Origin of the sequence: Serratia marcescens subsp. marcescens ATCC 13880, assembly GCF_017299535.1 — a bacterium.
Taxonomy (GTDB): Bacteria; Pseudomonadota; Gammaproteobacteria; order Enterobacterales; family Enterobacteriaceae; genus Serratia; species Serratia marcescens.
Window position 1 is genome coordinate 3466656 of the sequence record NZ_CP071238.1, and the last position, 14346, is coordinate 3481001.

Here is a 14346-nt window from a genome sequence, read left to right on the forward strand (position 1 = left end):
AAATAAGGATTACGCCGTTTTATAAAGGAGAAGGATTAGCCTCCCGCCGTGATCATTCAACGACAGTCATTATTCAGTGAGTGATTGACCGTTTTGACAAGGAGGCTAAAAATGAAAAAACCCGCCGGAGCGAGGTTTGGCTATCGTGCGGCAGCGCCGGTAACGACTCAGTTTTATCAGATTACGCGTTTATTTGCGTACGCGTGAGTCTTTTATTATAAAAAAACAAAACCCCGCCGGAGCGAGGTTTGGCTATCGTGCGGCAGCGCCGGCAACGACTCAGTTTTATCAGATTACGCGTTTATTTGCGTACGCGTGAGTCTTTTATTATAAAAAAACAAAACCCCGCCGGAGCGAGGTTTGGCTATCGTGCGGCGGCGCCGGCAACGACTCAGTTTTATCAGATTACGCGTTTATTTGCGTACGCGTGAGTCTTTTATTATAAAAAAAACAAAACCCCGCCGGAGCGAGGTTTGGCTATCGTGCGGCGGCGCCGGCAACGACTCAGTTTTATCAGATTACTCGCTTATTTGCGTACGCGTGAGTCTTTTTTTAAATTCTTGCAACGCGCATACGCTATTATTATTCCTGATGTCACAGTGAAACGAGAAATAAACCCTCATCAACTTCAACGGCAGCAGTTTCAGCGATCCATAGTCAACTTTATATCCAACATCGCCAGGCACCCACCGATAAATCCCTCCGCCGTTTGCATCTCTTTACGTATCGTACCGTCTGAACACTTTCTTTTCAGGGCAATCTTGCGCAAGGATATGCCATAAACATGGTGGGCAATAATGAGATCGAACTCTTCGGGTTTGTATTTCTTCAATCTGCCCACACAACCGTCGATCACCAGGCCATCATCATCGCAACAGGAACGCTCGCCTTTCGATTTATAGGACAACAGCCCTCTGAACCCGGCAGCAATGGGGGAATAATCGATGCCGCTATTATCCCTGGCCCATACGCCCCACCGCTCCAACACTTCATTCATATCTCTCATGCTTCCACCTCCTTTGGGCGTTTGCCACATCGCCAAGGCTCCATGTCGTTGACCGGCGTCGGTCGAGCCGCTCTTCTGCTCGGCGTGCGCCAACACGCAACAACCTCTCCGCCCGGCGTGCTCGCCGAGGGTATTACATCAAATACTGTATAAATAACCAGTATCAAGTATACCCAGAGGTATCTTTTTTTCAATAGCGAAAATCCATTTACCTGCAGGTAAATTTAGGTACGATGGCCTTATGAAAAACGAGCAAAAAATGCACCTGCAGGAGATGCGGCGAGAGCGCCTGATCATCCTCATTGACAACCTCGGCGTCGGGGGCCAAAAGCGCCTTGCCGAGGCGCTCGACATTGCCGCAGACTATGTCTCTCGCCTGCTCTACCCGCCGGGCAAGAAAGGAAAAAAGGGCATCAGTGGCGATATGGCGCGAAGGATAGAACAGTATTTCGCCGTGCAAATCGGTTGGCTGGACGGCCTGGAGCAAACCGGGCAACGCCCCGTCAGGCAGAAGACTTCGCAGGCCTTGGGTAAAACGCTGCCGCTGCTGACGTGGACATTGCCGTTGTCTCATGAACAGCTGCGCAAAGGAACGACCGTCCATTACCCGGCGATGGTGCAATGCAGCGCTCATGCCTACTGGTTGCCGGTGCGGGATAACACGATGAACGGCTCTGCCGGCGCCAATTACCCAAAAGGCGCCTTGATACTTGTCGAACCCGTTACTGCCGGCATAACCGAGCTCGCGTCCGGCGATAAGGTGATAGCGAAACGCTGTGACAGCGCGGAGCTCATCTTTAGAAGGTATGTCGAGGAAGCCGGGCATCGATGGCTTAAGGGAAGCATGCCGGGTTGCCCGGCGCAGAATGCTGATGAGTACGCGATTATCGGGGTGGTGCTTGGCGCCTGGCTGCCCTAGTCCCTGCGCGCCGCGTTGAGAACCGCATAAAGCAAAAAACCGCCAACCTTGCGGCTGGCGGTTTTTTGGCACTCATGGTGCCGGCTACCGGAATCGAACTGGTGACCTACTGATTACAAGTCAGTTGCTCTACCTACTGAGCTAAGCCGGCTGAATTTGGCGGAAGGACAGAGATTCGAACTCTGGGAGCTGTTACACTCGACGGTTTTCAAGACCGTTGCCTTAAACCACTCGGCCATCCTTCCAATGGGCGCTGATATTAGCGATACCGTTATGAAATGTCTATCATTTTGATGCAAAAAAATGGCATGGGCGGTGCGGTTGCCTAAACTTCAAGCCTTAAACGCTTAAAAAATGAAAAGCCCCGCGAAAGCGAGGCTTTTATGTTCGGCTGAAATACGTTTACTTCGGCTGCGAATCGTAGTCGGAACAGGTTTGATAGCCCTTGTTCATGACATGGCCCGTGTCGTTGTAGCTGACAAAGTACGTTTGCACTTTGCCATCGCGCGGCGCGACCGCATAAGTATCGCAAGTGCCTTGCGCATGAATCAGCGTGGCGGACGTCGACGGCGGACCGGCAATCGCCCGCACCTGCTGCTTGGTCATCCCTACTTTGACATCGCTGACCACCGGCTCATTGACATAACTGGTTGCACGGTCATAGGCGGTGCAGCCGGCAAGAATGGAAAATACCGCCGCAGTACCGACGGCCAAAACCAACTTCTTCGTCATAGCTTGTCCTCTTGGAGTACGTTTGTTGTCCCCTAAGTCTAGAAGCGGAAAGGCTTTTCTACAAATTCCCGTTTGTCGATCGGTGCGCTTTTTCTCGCGATCGGCCGGCGCGGGCACGACATCGGATTCAAAAGCCGAAATCGCTCAGCGACGGGACATCGTCCGGGCGCCGACCGAGTGGCCAATGAAAACGCCGATCCTGTTCGCGAATCGGCATGTCGTTGATACAGGCATGGCGGTTAATCATCAGCCCCTCCTGATTGAACTCCCAGTTTTCATTGCCGAAGCTGCGATACCAGTTGCCGGAATCGTCGCGCCACTCATAGGCGAAACGCACCGCGATGCGCGCGCCGTCAAACGCCCACAGTTCCTTAATCAGCCGATACTCCAGCTCTTTCGCCCACTTGCGTTGCAAAAATGCGACCACCGCCGCGCGGCCGTCGACAAATTCCGCGCGGTTACGCCAGTGGGTATCGAGGGAATACACCTGCGACACCCGCTCAGGATCGCGGCTGTTCCAGGCATCCTCCGCCAGCCGCACCTTCTCGATAGCGGATTCGCGGGTAAAAGGCGGCAATGGGGGTTTAATGCTCATGCTTATCTCCTGAGTGAAGGTATGTAGACAATTCTGTCTACATCATTACGCTAGCGCATGTAGACAGAGTTGTCTACAATCACTCGAAAATAGCTTGGAGAAAATGATGACCGTCGATCGCAATACCTTACCCGCCCGCCAGCGCATCCTGCTGACGGCTCACGATCTGTTTTATCAGGAAGGGATCCGCGCCACCGGCATCGATCGCATCATCAAAGAATCAGGCGTCACTAAGGTGACGTTTTACCGCCACTTTCCCAGCAAGAACGATTTGATTACGGCGTTTTTGGCCTATCGCCACCAGCAGTGGCTCACCTGGTTCAGCACAGCGCTGGATCGCCATGTGGCACAAACCGGCGGGTTGCTGCCGGCGCTGGCGCCCTGCCTGGCGGAATGGTTCGACGATCCGCGCTTTCGCGGCTGCGCGTTTATCAATACGGCGGTAGAAATCGCCGACCTGCTGCCGGAAAGCCTGCAAATCGCCGGCCGGCATAAGCGGCAAATGGCGGATGAACTGGCGCGTCACCTGCCCGCCGGCCCACAGCGGGAACAGCGGGCGGCAATGCTGGCGATGCTGATCGACGGCGCCATCGTCAGAGTGCAGATAGAGCGGCAACCGCAGGCCGCGCTGCAGGTGCTGAATGCCGCGTTGAACATGTTGGCGCAAGGCGGGTTCGATCAGTAATTGGCCCAAATGCCCGGCGTCACCAGTTCCAACAGGTGGGCGTCGGGATCGCGAAAATAAATGCTCTCCCCGCCGTGTTCCCAGTGCATCCGCCCCTCAATCTCCACGCCGTTGTCCACCAGATGCCGTTCCCAATGCGGCAGTTGCTCTTTCGTCACCGCCAGCCCGATATGCGCCGGCCCCACGCCATCGTGCGCAGGAATAAACCCGGTCGGATAGTGCGCCCCGCGCAGCGAATCACCTTCGAGAAACAGCAACAGTACGCTCCGATCGCCGACGTTGTAGGCGCGAAACCGTTCGTTGGCGGCCATCGTCGGCAGCTTCAGCACCTCCCGGTAAAAAGCGTCCGCGCGTTCAATATCGCTGACGTACAGCACCGTTTCGATCACCTTGTCGATCTTGAGTTCCATATCACCTCCGCTCTGTTTTCCGTTCTGACAGCGTAGGTCGAACAGAGGCTATCCGAAGCGCTTCCCGAGCCGATAACGGATCAATCCGTGCTTTTTACCAGCAAAAAAAAACGCGGCCCAAAGGCCGCGTTGTGTCATTCACACGCTGATGCTTAGAACTGGTAAACCAGGCCCACGGCAACCACGTTGTCGGTGTTGATGCCGGCAGCGTCGGTGAAATCGTTGTTGTCCACCAGGTTGATTTTGTAATCAACATAGGTGGACATGTTTTTGTTGAAGAAGTAGGTCGCACCCAGGTCGACGAATTTGACCAGATCTTGATCGCCGTAGTCCTTGCCGTTGCCGGCGCGGCCCAGGTCTTTACCTTTGGTTTGGTTATAGCCGACGAACGGACGCAGACCGAAGTCGAACTGGTAGTGCGCATAGGCTTCGAAGCTCTGCGCCTTGTTGGCGTAGCCGTAAACGCTGCTGTCGGAGCTACCGAAACGCGCCGCGTTGTAGGACTGGGTGAACATCACCGCCAGGTAGACGTCGTTGGCGTCATATTTCAGACCGCCGGAGTAGCCTTCGGCCTTGTCGCCGCGGCCCATAATATTGCGGTACGCGCCGGCGCCGTTCTGCTCGCTGGTGCGGCGAGAGTTAAAGAAGGCGCCCGCCGCGCTGATGCCGTAGCCCATGTCATAGCTCATGGACATGCCGTAGCCTTCGCCGTTTTGACCCAGAACGTCACGACCGTTGTTGGTCTCTTCGCCGTTGCCGTTTTTACCCTGGTACTGCAGGGCGAAGTTCAGGCCGTCAACCAGACCAAAGAAGTCGTTGTTACGGTAGGTCGCCAGGCCGCTGGAACGCTGGAACATGAACTGGTCGGCGCCGTAGGTCATACCGTCGAACTCAGGCTGCAAGTCGGTATACGCCGCGACGTCGTACAGCACGCCGGTGTTACGGCCGTAGTCGAAGGAGCCGTAGTCGCCGAATTTCAGACCGGCGAAGCCGTAACGGGTGAAGTTCTTGTTGTCCTGGCTTTCAGCGTGGTTCAGGTTCGCCTGATATTCCCACTGGCCGTAACCGGTCAGCTGATCGCTGATTTGCGTTTCGCCGCGCAGGCCAAAACGCATATAAGACTGATCGCCGTCCACGCCGTTGTTGCTGGAGAAATAGTGAAGCCCGTTTACTTTACCGTACAAATCCAGTTTATTACCGTCTTTGTTGTAGATTTCCGCCGCGCCTGCTGTGCCTGCAACCAGCAGTGCGGGTACCATCAGAGAGAGTACTCGAAGTTTCATCGTTATTATCCTCGTTAATTATGTCGAGCTACGGCCACTGCCCTTTTCGAGCATTATTAGCACGACTGTGCATTACCATTCTGGTAACAAGGGTTATATTAATCCAGAAAGAAAATGATACCAAGTATCCGATAGTGTTTCATTGTAATTAATAAAGGTTTCAAAATGTAAATACGCGCGAACTTTCACAAAACATTACAGACAAACAAAATAAAGCACTTAAAGACAAAGAATAGATTAATTGATAAAAAATCATGTAGTTATACATATCTTTAAGAAAAAAAAGCCAACCATACAATTGAGCCAGACAATAAGCACATTGTGCCAAAACGCGAACCACGCGCAGCCGCTATAATCACCTCGCTATCATCATTATTTTCATTATTACCTTCATTATCCGAAGATAATTTCTGCATTCCTTTAACCGGCTTCTGGCCGGTTTTTTATTTTCCTCCATACTCTCCTCACAATTTCAGCCCGTACAAATAGCACGCAAATAAATAACCTAATGATATAGTTTCATTAATTTACTTTCGCACTAATTGCTAATCTTTTCCCTTATTTTAGTCTACAAATTGAACTTGCTTTTCATTTCGTGCTTTATCGCATCAATTATTTCCCGCCGCAGGCACCATTAGCCGCAGAGTTTCAGTTCTGGTAATCTGAAAAAAGCCCACCTTCAGCGAGTAAAATTCATGATGCCCTTTCAACCCGACGTGCTGTGGCGGCGGCTGCAAAGTTCCCCCTTCCGCGCTCGCTTCCGTTTAAATGCCAAAGACCAGACTTATCTCGAGGGCAAGGGACTGCCGCTGATCCTCAGCCATGCCCGCGATTTTATCGACCGCCGCCTGGCCGCCGCCCATCCTAAAAACGACGGCAAGCAAACCCCGATGCGTGGCCACCCGGTGTTCGTCGCCCAGCATGCCACTGCCACCTGCTGCCGCGGCTGTCTGGAAAAGTGGCACGACATAGCGCAGGGCGTCGCGCTGGACGAGCAGCAAAAGGACTATATTGTCCAGGTTATCGCGCTGTGGCTGGTACGCAGAGGCGGTGCCGGGGATGTGTCAGGCACGAATATTTTCGACCCGGATCGCGGATTGTGATAAAAACTGTCAGTAACTTTCACCATTCTTTTGACCCAAGATCCTGACGCTTACATGACAGCCACCTTGTGCAATGAACAGCAAACGCCCGGCGTTCCTCAACAGATCGCCACCCGTCTGGCCTTTTTCGTCGCCGGTCTCGGCATGGCCGCCTGGGCGCCGCTGGTCCCCTTCGCCAAAGCGCGCATCGGTATCGATGACGGCTCGCTCGGCCTGTTGCTGCTCTGTATCGGCGCCGGCTCCATGCTGGCGATGCCGCTGACCGGTTTCCTGACCGGCAAACTGGGTTGCCGTGCGGTGATCCTGATGGCCGGGCTGGGGTTGTGCATCGATCTGCCGCTGTTGGCGCTAATGGATTCCCTCGGCGGCATGGCCGCGGCGCTGCTGCTGTTCGGTGCGGCGATCGGCATGATCGACGTAGCGATGAACGTGCAGGCGGTGATCGTCGAACGCGCCAGCGGCAAGGCGATGATGTCCGGGTTTCACGGTTTCTTCAGCATCGGCGGCATTGCCGGCGCCGGCGGCGTCAGCGCGCTGCTGTGGCTGGGGCTGACGCCGCTGCAATCCACCCTGCTCACCGTGCTGGCGGTAATCGCGCTGCTGACGCTGGCCAGCCGCCATCTGCTGCGTGAGAGCGGCGCCGATGACGGCGGGCCGATGTTCGTCTTGCCGCGCGGCTGGGTGATGTTCATCGGCATTCTGTGCTTTATCATGTTTCTGGCGGAAGGATCGATGCTCGACTGGAGCGCGCTGTTTCTCACCACATTGCGCGGCGTCGAACACAGTCAGGCCGGTCTGGGCTATGCGCTATTTTCCATCACCATGACGCTCGGCCGGCTCAATGGCGATCGGGTGGTGAACTCGCTGGGCCGCTACCGGGTGCTGCTGCTGGGCAGCCTGTGCGCCGCTCTCGGCCTGAGTCTGGCCATCGCCTTCAATCACGCGGCCGTTTCGCTGGTCGGTTTCATGCTGGTCGGGCTGGGCGCCTCGAACGTCGTACCGATCCTGTTCAGCGCCGCAGGCAACCAGCGCGACATGCCGGCCAATTTGGCGATCGCCTCCGTCACTACCGTCGGCTATGCCGGTATTCTGGCCGGCCCGGCGTTGATCGGCTTCATCGCTCAGTTTTCCAGCCTGACGGCGGCCTTCGCTTGCGTAGCCGTTCTGCTGTTGGCGGTGGCCGCCAGCGCCAGGGCCGTCACTCGCTGATTCAGGAATGCGCAGCCACTATGCAAAATAAACAATTGACCATAAGCTCCAGCAACATTACCCGCTGCTTCCTGCTGTTTATCGTGCTGCTGACGATCGGCATCGGCCTGTATGGCTACAACTACACCAACGCCTGGCTGGCGGAAAAGAAGTACACGCTGAACAGCATCGCCGGTTCGCTGCAAAAGCGTATCGATGCCTACCGCTATATGACCTATCAGGTCTATGACAAATTTGGCAATGCGCCGGCGCAGAATGTCGATCCCGGTTTGCAGGAAACCCGCCTGCGGCCCGATGTCTATTATGTCGAGAAACCGCACAAGAAAACCGACGCGGTGATCTTCGGCAGCCATGACGAAAACACGCTGGCGATGATCGCCAATATCTCGGACTACCTGGACACCCGCTGGGGCGCCAAGACCGAGAACTACGCCATGTATTACCTCAATGGTCAGGACAATAGCCTCAGCCTGATCACCACCCAGCCGCTCAAAGAGCTGGCTTCGCGCTTTCGGGAAAGCTACCTGACCACCTCGGCGGACGAACGCCGCGCCGAGATGCTGCAACAGGCCAATATGCTCGACGAACGCGAGAGCTTTTCCGACCTGCGCAAGCAGCGCTTCCAGAACGCCTATTCGTTCTCGATTCGCACCACGTTCAATCAGCCGGGGCATCTGGCGACGGTGATCGCCTTCGATTTGCCAATCAACGACATCATTCCGGCCAATCTGGCCCGCGCTAATTTCCTGCTGCTGCCGGACGATGTCGATCTCGACGATAGCGCCATCCCGGCGGACACCGTCCTCGGTACCCATGCGACGATGAGCGGTGGCTGGGTGGAGTTCAGCGCCGCTCTGCCCAATGCGCCGCTGAAGGTGGTGTATCGCGTTTCGGCCATCAATCTGGCCATCGATCTGCTGCGCAACAACATCTGGCTGATCGCAGTCAACTTGCTGCTGCTGGCGCTGTCGATGCTGAGCATCTACTTTATCCGCCGCCAGTACATTCGCCCGAGCGAAAACATGGCGGTAGAGCTGGAGGCCGAGCGCGCGCTGAATCAGGAGATCATCTCCAGCCTGCCCTCCGGCCTGCTGGTCTACAGCTTCGCCAACAATACGGTGATCGCCAGCAACAAAATCGCCGAGCACCTGCTGCCGCACCTCAGCCTGCAAAAGATCGCCCATATGGCCGAACAGCATCACGGGGTGATCCAGGCGACGGTCAACAACGAGGTGTATGAAATCCGCATTTTCCGCAGCCAGCTGTCGCCGGACACCTACCTGTTCCTGATGCACGATCAGGATAAAGAGGTGATGGTGAACAAGCGGCTGCAGCAGGCGCGGCGCGAATACGACAAAAACGTTCAGGCGCGCAAGCTGATGCTGCACAATCTTGGCATCGAGCTGAATCAGCCGGTACGCAAAATGCACGATCTGGTCGACCGTCTGCACAGCCGGCCGGATGAGGAACAACAGCAAGCTTTGCTGGGCCAGCTGACGGCGGCGTCGGCTTCGGTGCTGGAGTTGATCGATAACATCACCCTGCTGACCCGGCTGGAAACCCAGGACTGGCAACCCACGCGCGAGCCGTTCAACCCGACGGCGATGATCGACGAGTTGCTGCTGGAGGCCCTGCCTGCCCTTAATCAGAAGGGGCTGGCGCTGTTCAAGCATTTCCAGCTGGACGTCGAGCAGAACTATATCGGCGACGCCAACGCGCTGCGCAAGGTGATCTCGCTGCTGGTGCATTACGCCATTATCACCACCGCCTGCGGCAAGGTTTCTCTGGTTATCGACCATGAGCCCGAGCACCCTGACCGCCTGATTTTCCAAATCAACGACACCGGCTCCGGCATCTCCAACGAAGAGATCAGCAACCTTAACTATCCGTTCCTCAGCCAGACGCTGGTGGATCGCTTCAACCACGGTTCCGGCCTCACGTTCTTCCTGTGCAATCAGCTGTGCAAGAAGCTTAACGGCCAGTTGGACATTCGCAGCAAGGTGGATATCGGCACTCGCTACACCATTCGCGTCGCCATGGAGATGGAGAAAAAAGAGCCGCAGGAGCAGGAAAAGCTGCTCGACGGCGTCACCGCCTTGCTGGACGTTACGTCGGATGAAGTGCGCGGCATCGTGACTCGTCTGCTGCAGGCCTACGGCGCCGACTGCCTCGTCGCCGAAGATCGCGCGGTCAACCGCGATTATGACGTGCTGCTGACCGATAACCCGCAGCGCGCCGATGATTACACCCTGTTGCTGGCGACCGATGAACCGGGCTGGCAAGCGCTGGATAAACGCTACATTCGGGTGAACTATAATCTGAACGGCGCTTTAATCGACGCCGTGCTGATGCTGATCGAACAGCAAATGGCCGCGCTGGAACAGGAAGAAAGCCCGCTTTCATTGAGCTCAGAAGATATCCAACTCTATGAAAAACAATTGAAATCAAGTGATTACTATGGGCTGTTTGTCGATACAGTACCCGACGATGTCAAAAAACTGTATACTGAGGCGGGCAGCAGTGATTTCAATGCGCTGTCACAAACCGCACACCGCCTGAAAGGCGTGTTTGCCATGTTAAATCTGCTTCCCGGCAAGCAGCTGTGCGAATCGTTAGAACAGCGCATCGCAGAAGGTGATGCGCCCGAGATCGAGAATAACATCAGTCAGATTGATTTTTTCGTCAGCAGACTGCTGAAGCAAGGTAGCCAACAACATGAATAACCTGAACGTAATTATTGCTGATGACCATCCTATCGTACTGTTTGGCATCCGGAAGTCACTTGAGCAAATTGAATGGGTGAATGTCGTTGGGGAGTTCGAAGACTCAACCGCACTGATCAACAATCTGTCCAAGCTGGACGCCAACGTGCTGATCACCGATCTGTCGATGCCGGGTGACAAGTATGGCGACGGCATCACGCTGATTAAATACATCAAGCGCCACTATCCGCAGTTGTCGATCATCGTGCTGACCATGAACAACAACCCGGCGATCCTGAGCGCGGTATTGGATCTGGATATCGAAGGCATCGTGCTGAAACAAGGCGCGCCTACCGATCTGCCGAAGGCGCTGGCCGCCCTGCAAAAAGGCAAGAAGTTCACGCCGGAAAGCGTCTCCAAACTGCTGGAGAAGATCAGCGCCAGCGGCTATGGCGACAAACGCCTGTCGCCGAAAGAGAGCGAAGTGCTGCGTCTGTTCGCCGAAGGTTTCCTGGTGACCGAAATCGCCAAGAAACTCAACCGCAGCATCAAAACCATCAGCAGCCAGAAGAAATCGGCGATGATGAAGCTGGGCGTCGAAAACGACATCGCCCTGCTCAACTACCTCTCGTCCGTCAGCATGACGCCGTTGGACAAAGACTAAAGCCCGCCTCACGGCAGGTTAACGCCAAACAGGCACGGCATCCGCCGTGCCTGTTTGCTTTTCAGACCTCGCTGCGGTTATAGCGTACCCGTTGGCTGTAATATGCCAGCGTCTGCTCCAGCGTCTCCAGCGTGACCGGCTTCGACAGGCAATTATCCATGCCCGCCTCGAGGCAGCGCTGTTTCTCTTCCGCCAACGCGTTCGCCGTCACGCCAATCACCGGCGCACTGAACTGCATCTGCCGCAGGGTCTGCGTCAGACGATAGCCGTCCATGTTCGGCATATTGACGTCGGTCAGCACAATATCAACATGGTGCTGTTTCAGCACGCCGAGCGCGTCGACGCCATCATTGGCGGTCACCACCTGATACCCCAGCGACCCCAGCTGATCGGAAAGCAGGCGACGGTTGATCGGATGATCGTCAACCACCAGCAGATAAATATCGCCGTTGTCCGCCGCACTGGCCTTGGCGGGCACCGGCAGTTGCACCAGCGCCTCTGTCGCGCCGTGGCCGACGCCGAATAACCGGTTGATTAAGGTCAGCGTTTCACGCGGCGTAGAGGTGCTGTGCATCCAATAACCCGGCCGGGTTTCCTGCGATGGACCGATATGTTCGGTGGAGAATTGGATCTGAGCCAGCAGCGGCGTGTTCATCATCAGCGGGTAATCGCTGAGCATCACCTCGCCGGCGGCGGTATCCTGCCCGTCATAGCGCTGGATATCGGCGCCGTAGCCGCCCAGAATCGCCATCAGGTAACTTTCCAGGCGCTGATTGCGGATATCCAGCCACAGCCGCCGGCCCTGCCAGGTATCGCTGGCCTGCGGGATCGGGAACTGGGCGTTAAACAATGGAATGCGAATGCTGAACAAGCTGCCCAGCCCCGGTTCGGACTCGACGGAGACGTCGCCGTCCATCAGGTTGACCAACTTCTCGCAGATCGCCAGCCCCAAGCCGGTTCCCTGGAAGTGGCGCTGCACGCCGGTCCCCACCTGGAAGAACGGATCGAACAGGCGCGAGATTTCCTTCTCCGGGATGCCGACGCCGGTATCGCGCACGCTGAACTCCAGGTAGCTGCCGCGGGTGCAGACCTGCAGCACGATACAGCCGGTATCGGTGAACTTGATGGCGTTGTTCACCAGGTTGGAAAGCACCTGCTGCAGCCGCACCGGATCGCCGAAAATGCGCTCCGGCACGTTCTGTTCGATAAAGCAGTACAGCCCCAGACGTTTCTTCACCACCAGCGGCAAATAGTTGCCGGCGATATGGGTGATCACCTCCAGGCAGGAGAACTCGCGCGGTTCGATCTTCAGCTGTTCGGACTCGATTTTGGAGAAATCGAGAATATCGCTGATGATTTTCAGCAGCAGGCCGGAAGAGTTGTTCATCGCGTTGACCAGCCGATCGACCCCTTGCGGCAGCGCCTTGGTCTGCAGCAAATCGAGATTGCCGATAATGCCGTACAGCGGCGTGCGCAACTCATGGCTGACGGTGGCCAGGAACATCGATTTGGACTGGCTGGCCTGCTCCGCCGCCGCCGCCATCTCCTGCAGCGACTCTTCCATCTTCACGCGCGCGCTGACGTCCACCAGCACGCAGATCGCCACCTCTTCGTTGCGGTAGCGCGAGTGGACAAAGCTGATCTGCAGGTTGTTGTTGTTGCTGGTCATCACATCGACGAAATTCGCCTGCTGTTCGCAAATGATGCGCGTAATGCGATCGCGATCTTCGTGGGTCAACAGGTTGATGTAGTTATGCGCCAGTTCGTTACTCAGGATATTGGTGCCGTCGCTGATACGCAGGATGCAGATGCCCACCGGCGCCGAGGCGACAATCTTGCGGTTGAACTGCTCGTGTTCTTCCAGACGGAAGGCGTTCTCCTCCGCCGGCAAGAACATCTTGCGCTCAAACAGCCAAGCCAGCGTGAACAGCACGATAGCCGATAACAGGTTCAGCAACAGCGCGTTGAGGATCAGCATCTTGAAGCGTTCCACCACGCTTTTCACCGGCAGCGCATAAACGATGCTCAGCGATGAAGGCGGCAACGCTTTCTTCAGGATCAGGTCGCGGTAATTGTCGACATAACCGAAGTAAGCATGCTCTTCGGGGTAGCTGTTGAGCGCAGCGGCATAGCGATCGCCGTCCGCCAGACGCAGCACCGGCTCGTTGTTCTCATCCAACAGCGTGACGCCGATCGGCAGGCTGCCGGCGGTGACGAAATCTTCCAGCCGGACGGTTTGCTCGATGCCCAGCAGCGCCTCCAGCTTATTACCGATATAGAGAGGGGTCAGCACATACAGATAACCGATGTCGGGCCGCTGCGCGCTGGGGCTGATCCAATACAGGTTGTTGTCTTTGTCCAGATTCTTGGCGTTGCGGTATTTCAGAATGCGCTCATGCAGGGACTTCAGCACGTTTTCCCGATTGGCGCTCGCGTTGCCGCCGCCGAATTCCGCCATACACAGGCTGTCGCCGCCGATGAAGAACACCCGGTTAAGATCGTAGGCCGCCACGAAGTTCTCTTTCCAATACTGGATCAGGCCGCTCAGCGAATCGAGCGAACTGCGGTAGGTGGTGCTCAGCGTGCAGTTGGACTCCGGGTACAGCGGAAAGAATTGCGGCGGGCTGCCTTTGCCGGGAAATACGCAGCTGAACATGTCCAGGCTGCTGACCGAACCGTTGAGGCGATTCTCCGCCATATACTTGATGTCGCGGATGATGTCGGCGGAATGGCGGATGTAGCCCTGCGCCTGATCGAAGTTGAGGTTGTACTCCTGCCGGATGTCAGATTCTTTCTGATGCAGGATATTCAGAATATAAAAGGTGGTGAGCAGCGCCCCCAACGACCACAGCAAAATCGCCAGCACCCGGAACAAATAGCGGGATATTTTCAGCGTAGTTCGAAAAGAGGCTAAGTATTTCAATCGGATACCATACGAAAGTCAGTGACGGCGCGCGTTGTCGCCGGCGCGGCGGCCGGCGGCTCGGTGCGCCAATTAAACCATATAACTGAAAAAGGGCCTAGCATCGCTGCCAGGC

The 14346-nt window shown here is 55.9% G+C and carries 12 protein-coding genes and 2 tRNA genes; 6 read left to right on the forward strand and 8 right to left on the reverse strand.

What is annotated here, in order from left to right; all coding sequences use genetic code 11:
• Positions 1-643: 643 nt before the first annotated feature.
• Positions 644-1006: an antiterminator Q family protein gene (locus J0F90_RS16565; protein ID WP_016926941.1), complete on the reverse strand. Its 363-nt coding sequence runs from the start codon at positions 1004-1006 to the stop codon at positions 644-646.
• Positions 1007-1247: 241 nt separating this feature from the next.
• On the opposite strand from J0F90_RS16565, the gene J0F90_RS16570 reads away from it, so the two are divergent.
• The gene (locus J0F90_RS16570; RefSeq protein ID WP_033639811.1) at positions 1248-1925 is read left to right on the forward strand and encodes a S24 family peptidase; all 678 of its coding nucleotides are present in this window, start codon (positions 1248-1250) and stop codon (positions 1923-1925) included.
• A 75-nt stretch (positions 1926-2000) separates the two neighbouring features.
• Here the strand turns inward: J0F90_RS16570 and J0F90_RS16575 are convergent.
• The 4 genes from J0F90_RS16575 to J0F90_RS16590 all read right to left on the reverse strand — a co-directional run bounded on the left by J0F90_RS16575 (position 2001) and on the right by J0F90_RS16590 (position 3252).
• Positions 2001-2076 (reverse strand) — tRNA-Thr (locus tag J0F90_RS16575).
• 6 nt (positions 2077-2082) lie between these two features.
• Positions 2083-2170 (reverse strand) — tRNA-Ser (locus tag J0F90_RS16580).
• Positions 2171-2327: 157 nt separating this feature from the next.
• Positions 2328-2657: an osmotically-inducible lipoprotein OsmE gene (gene osmE / locus J0F90_RS16585; RefSeq protein WP_004935874.1), complete on the reverse strand. Its 330-nt coding sequence runs from the start codon at positions 2655-2657 to the stop codon at positions 2328-2330.
• Positions 2658-2784: 127 nt separating this feature from the next.
• Positions 2785-3252: a nuclear transport factor 2 family protein gene (locus J0F90_RS16590; protein ID WP_016926939.1), complete on the reverse strand. Its 468-nt coding sequence runs from the start codon at positions 3250-3252 to the stop codon at positions 2785-2787.
• A 106-nt stretch (positions 3253-3358) separates the two neighbouring features.
• Here J0F90_RS16590 and J0F90_RS16595 point away from each other — a divergent pair, with 106 nt between their 5' ends.
• Positions 3359-3937, forward strand: a complete 579-nt coding sequence (locus J0F90_RS16595; RefSeq protein ID WP_033639810.1) for a TetR/AcrR family transcriptional regulator — start codon at positions 3359-3361, stop codon at positions 3935-3937.
• Here J0F90_RS16595 and J0F90_RS16600 read toward each other — a convergent pair.
• Both J0F90_RS16600 and ompC read right to left on the reverse strand, forming a co-directional pair.
• Positions 3931-4347: a VOC family protein gene (locus J0F90_RS16600; RefSeq protein ID WP_033639809.1), complete on the reverse strand. Its 417-nt coding sequence runs from the start codon at positions 4345-4347 to the stop codon at positions 3931-3933. The two genes, J0F90_RS16595 and J0F90_RS16600, sit on opposite strands and share 7 nt — an antisense overlap.
• A gap of 152 nt (positions 4348-4499) precedes the next feature.
• A complete protein-coding gene (gene ompC / locus J0F90_RS16605; RefSeq protein ID WP_033639808.1) occupies positions 4500-5630 on the reverse strand; it encodes a porin OmpC in 1131 nt (376 codons plus the stop codon).
• 695 nt (positions 5631-6325) lie between these two features.
• Between ompC and J0F90_RS16610 the strand changes: the two genes are divergently transcribed.
• The 4 genes from J0F90_RS16610 to rcsB are packed head-to-tail and all read left to right on the forward strand — an operon-like array spanning position 6326 to position 11308.
• Entirely contained in the window at positions 6326-6733 is a 408-nt protein-coding gene (locus tag J0F90_RS16610) for a DUF4186 domain-containing protein (protein ID WP_072009656.1), read from the forward strand.
• A 54-nt stretch (positions 6734-6787) separates the two neighbouring features.
• On the forward strand, positions 6788-7942 hold the full coding sequence (locus tag J0F90_RS16615) for an MFS transporter (RefSeq protein ID WP_033639807.1): 1155 nt from the start codon (positions 6788-6790) through the stop codon (positions 7940-7942).
• 20 nt (positions 7943-7962) lie between these two features.
• Complete coding sequence (gene rcsD / locus J0F90_RS16620) at positions 7963-10665, forward strand: phosphotransferase RcsD (RefSeq protein WP_033639806.1); 2703 nt, start codon at positions 7963-7965, stop codon at positions 10663-10665.
• Positions 10658-11308, forward strand: coding sequence for a response regulator transcription factor RcsB (gene rcsB, locus J0F90_RS16625; RefSeq protein WP_004935900.1), 651 nt, complete (start codon positions 10658-10660; stop codon positions 11306-11308). The genes rcsD and rcsB overlap by 8 nt, the downstream gene beginning before the upstream one ends.
• A 61-nt stretch (positions 11309-11369) precedes the next feature.
• On the opposite strand, the gene rcsC is transcribed toward rcsB, so the two are convergent.
• Positions 11370-14231, reverse strand: coding sequence for a two-component system sensor histidine kinase RcsC (gene rcsC / locus J0F90_RS16630; protein ID WP_033639804.1), 2862 nt, complete (start codon positions 14229-14231; stop codon positions 11370-11372).
• Positions 14232-14346: the final 115 nt, after the last annotated feature.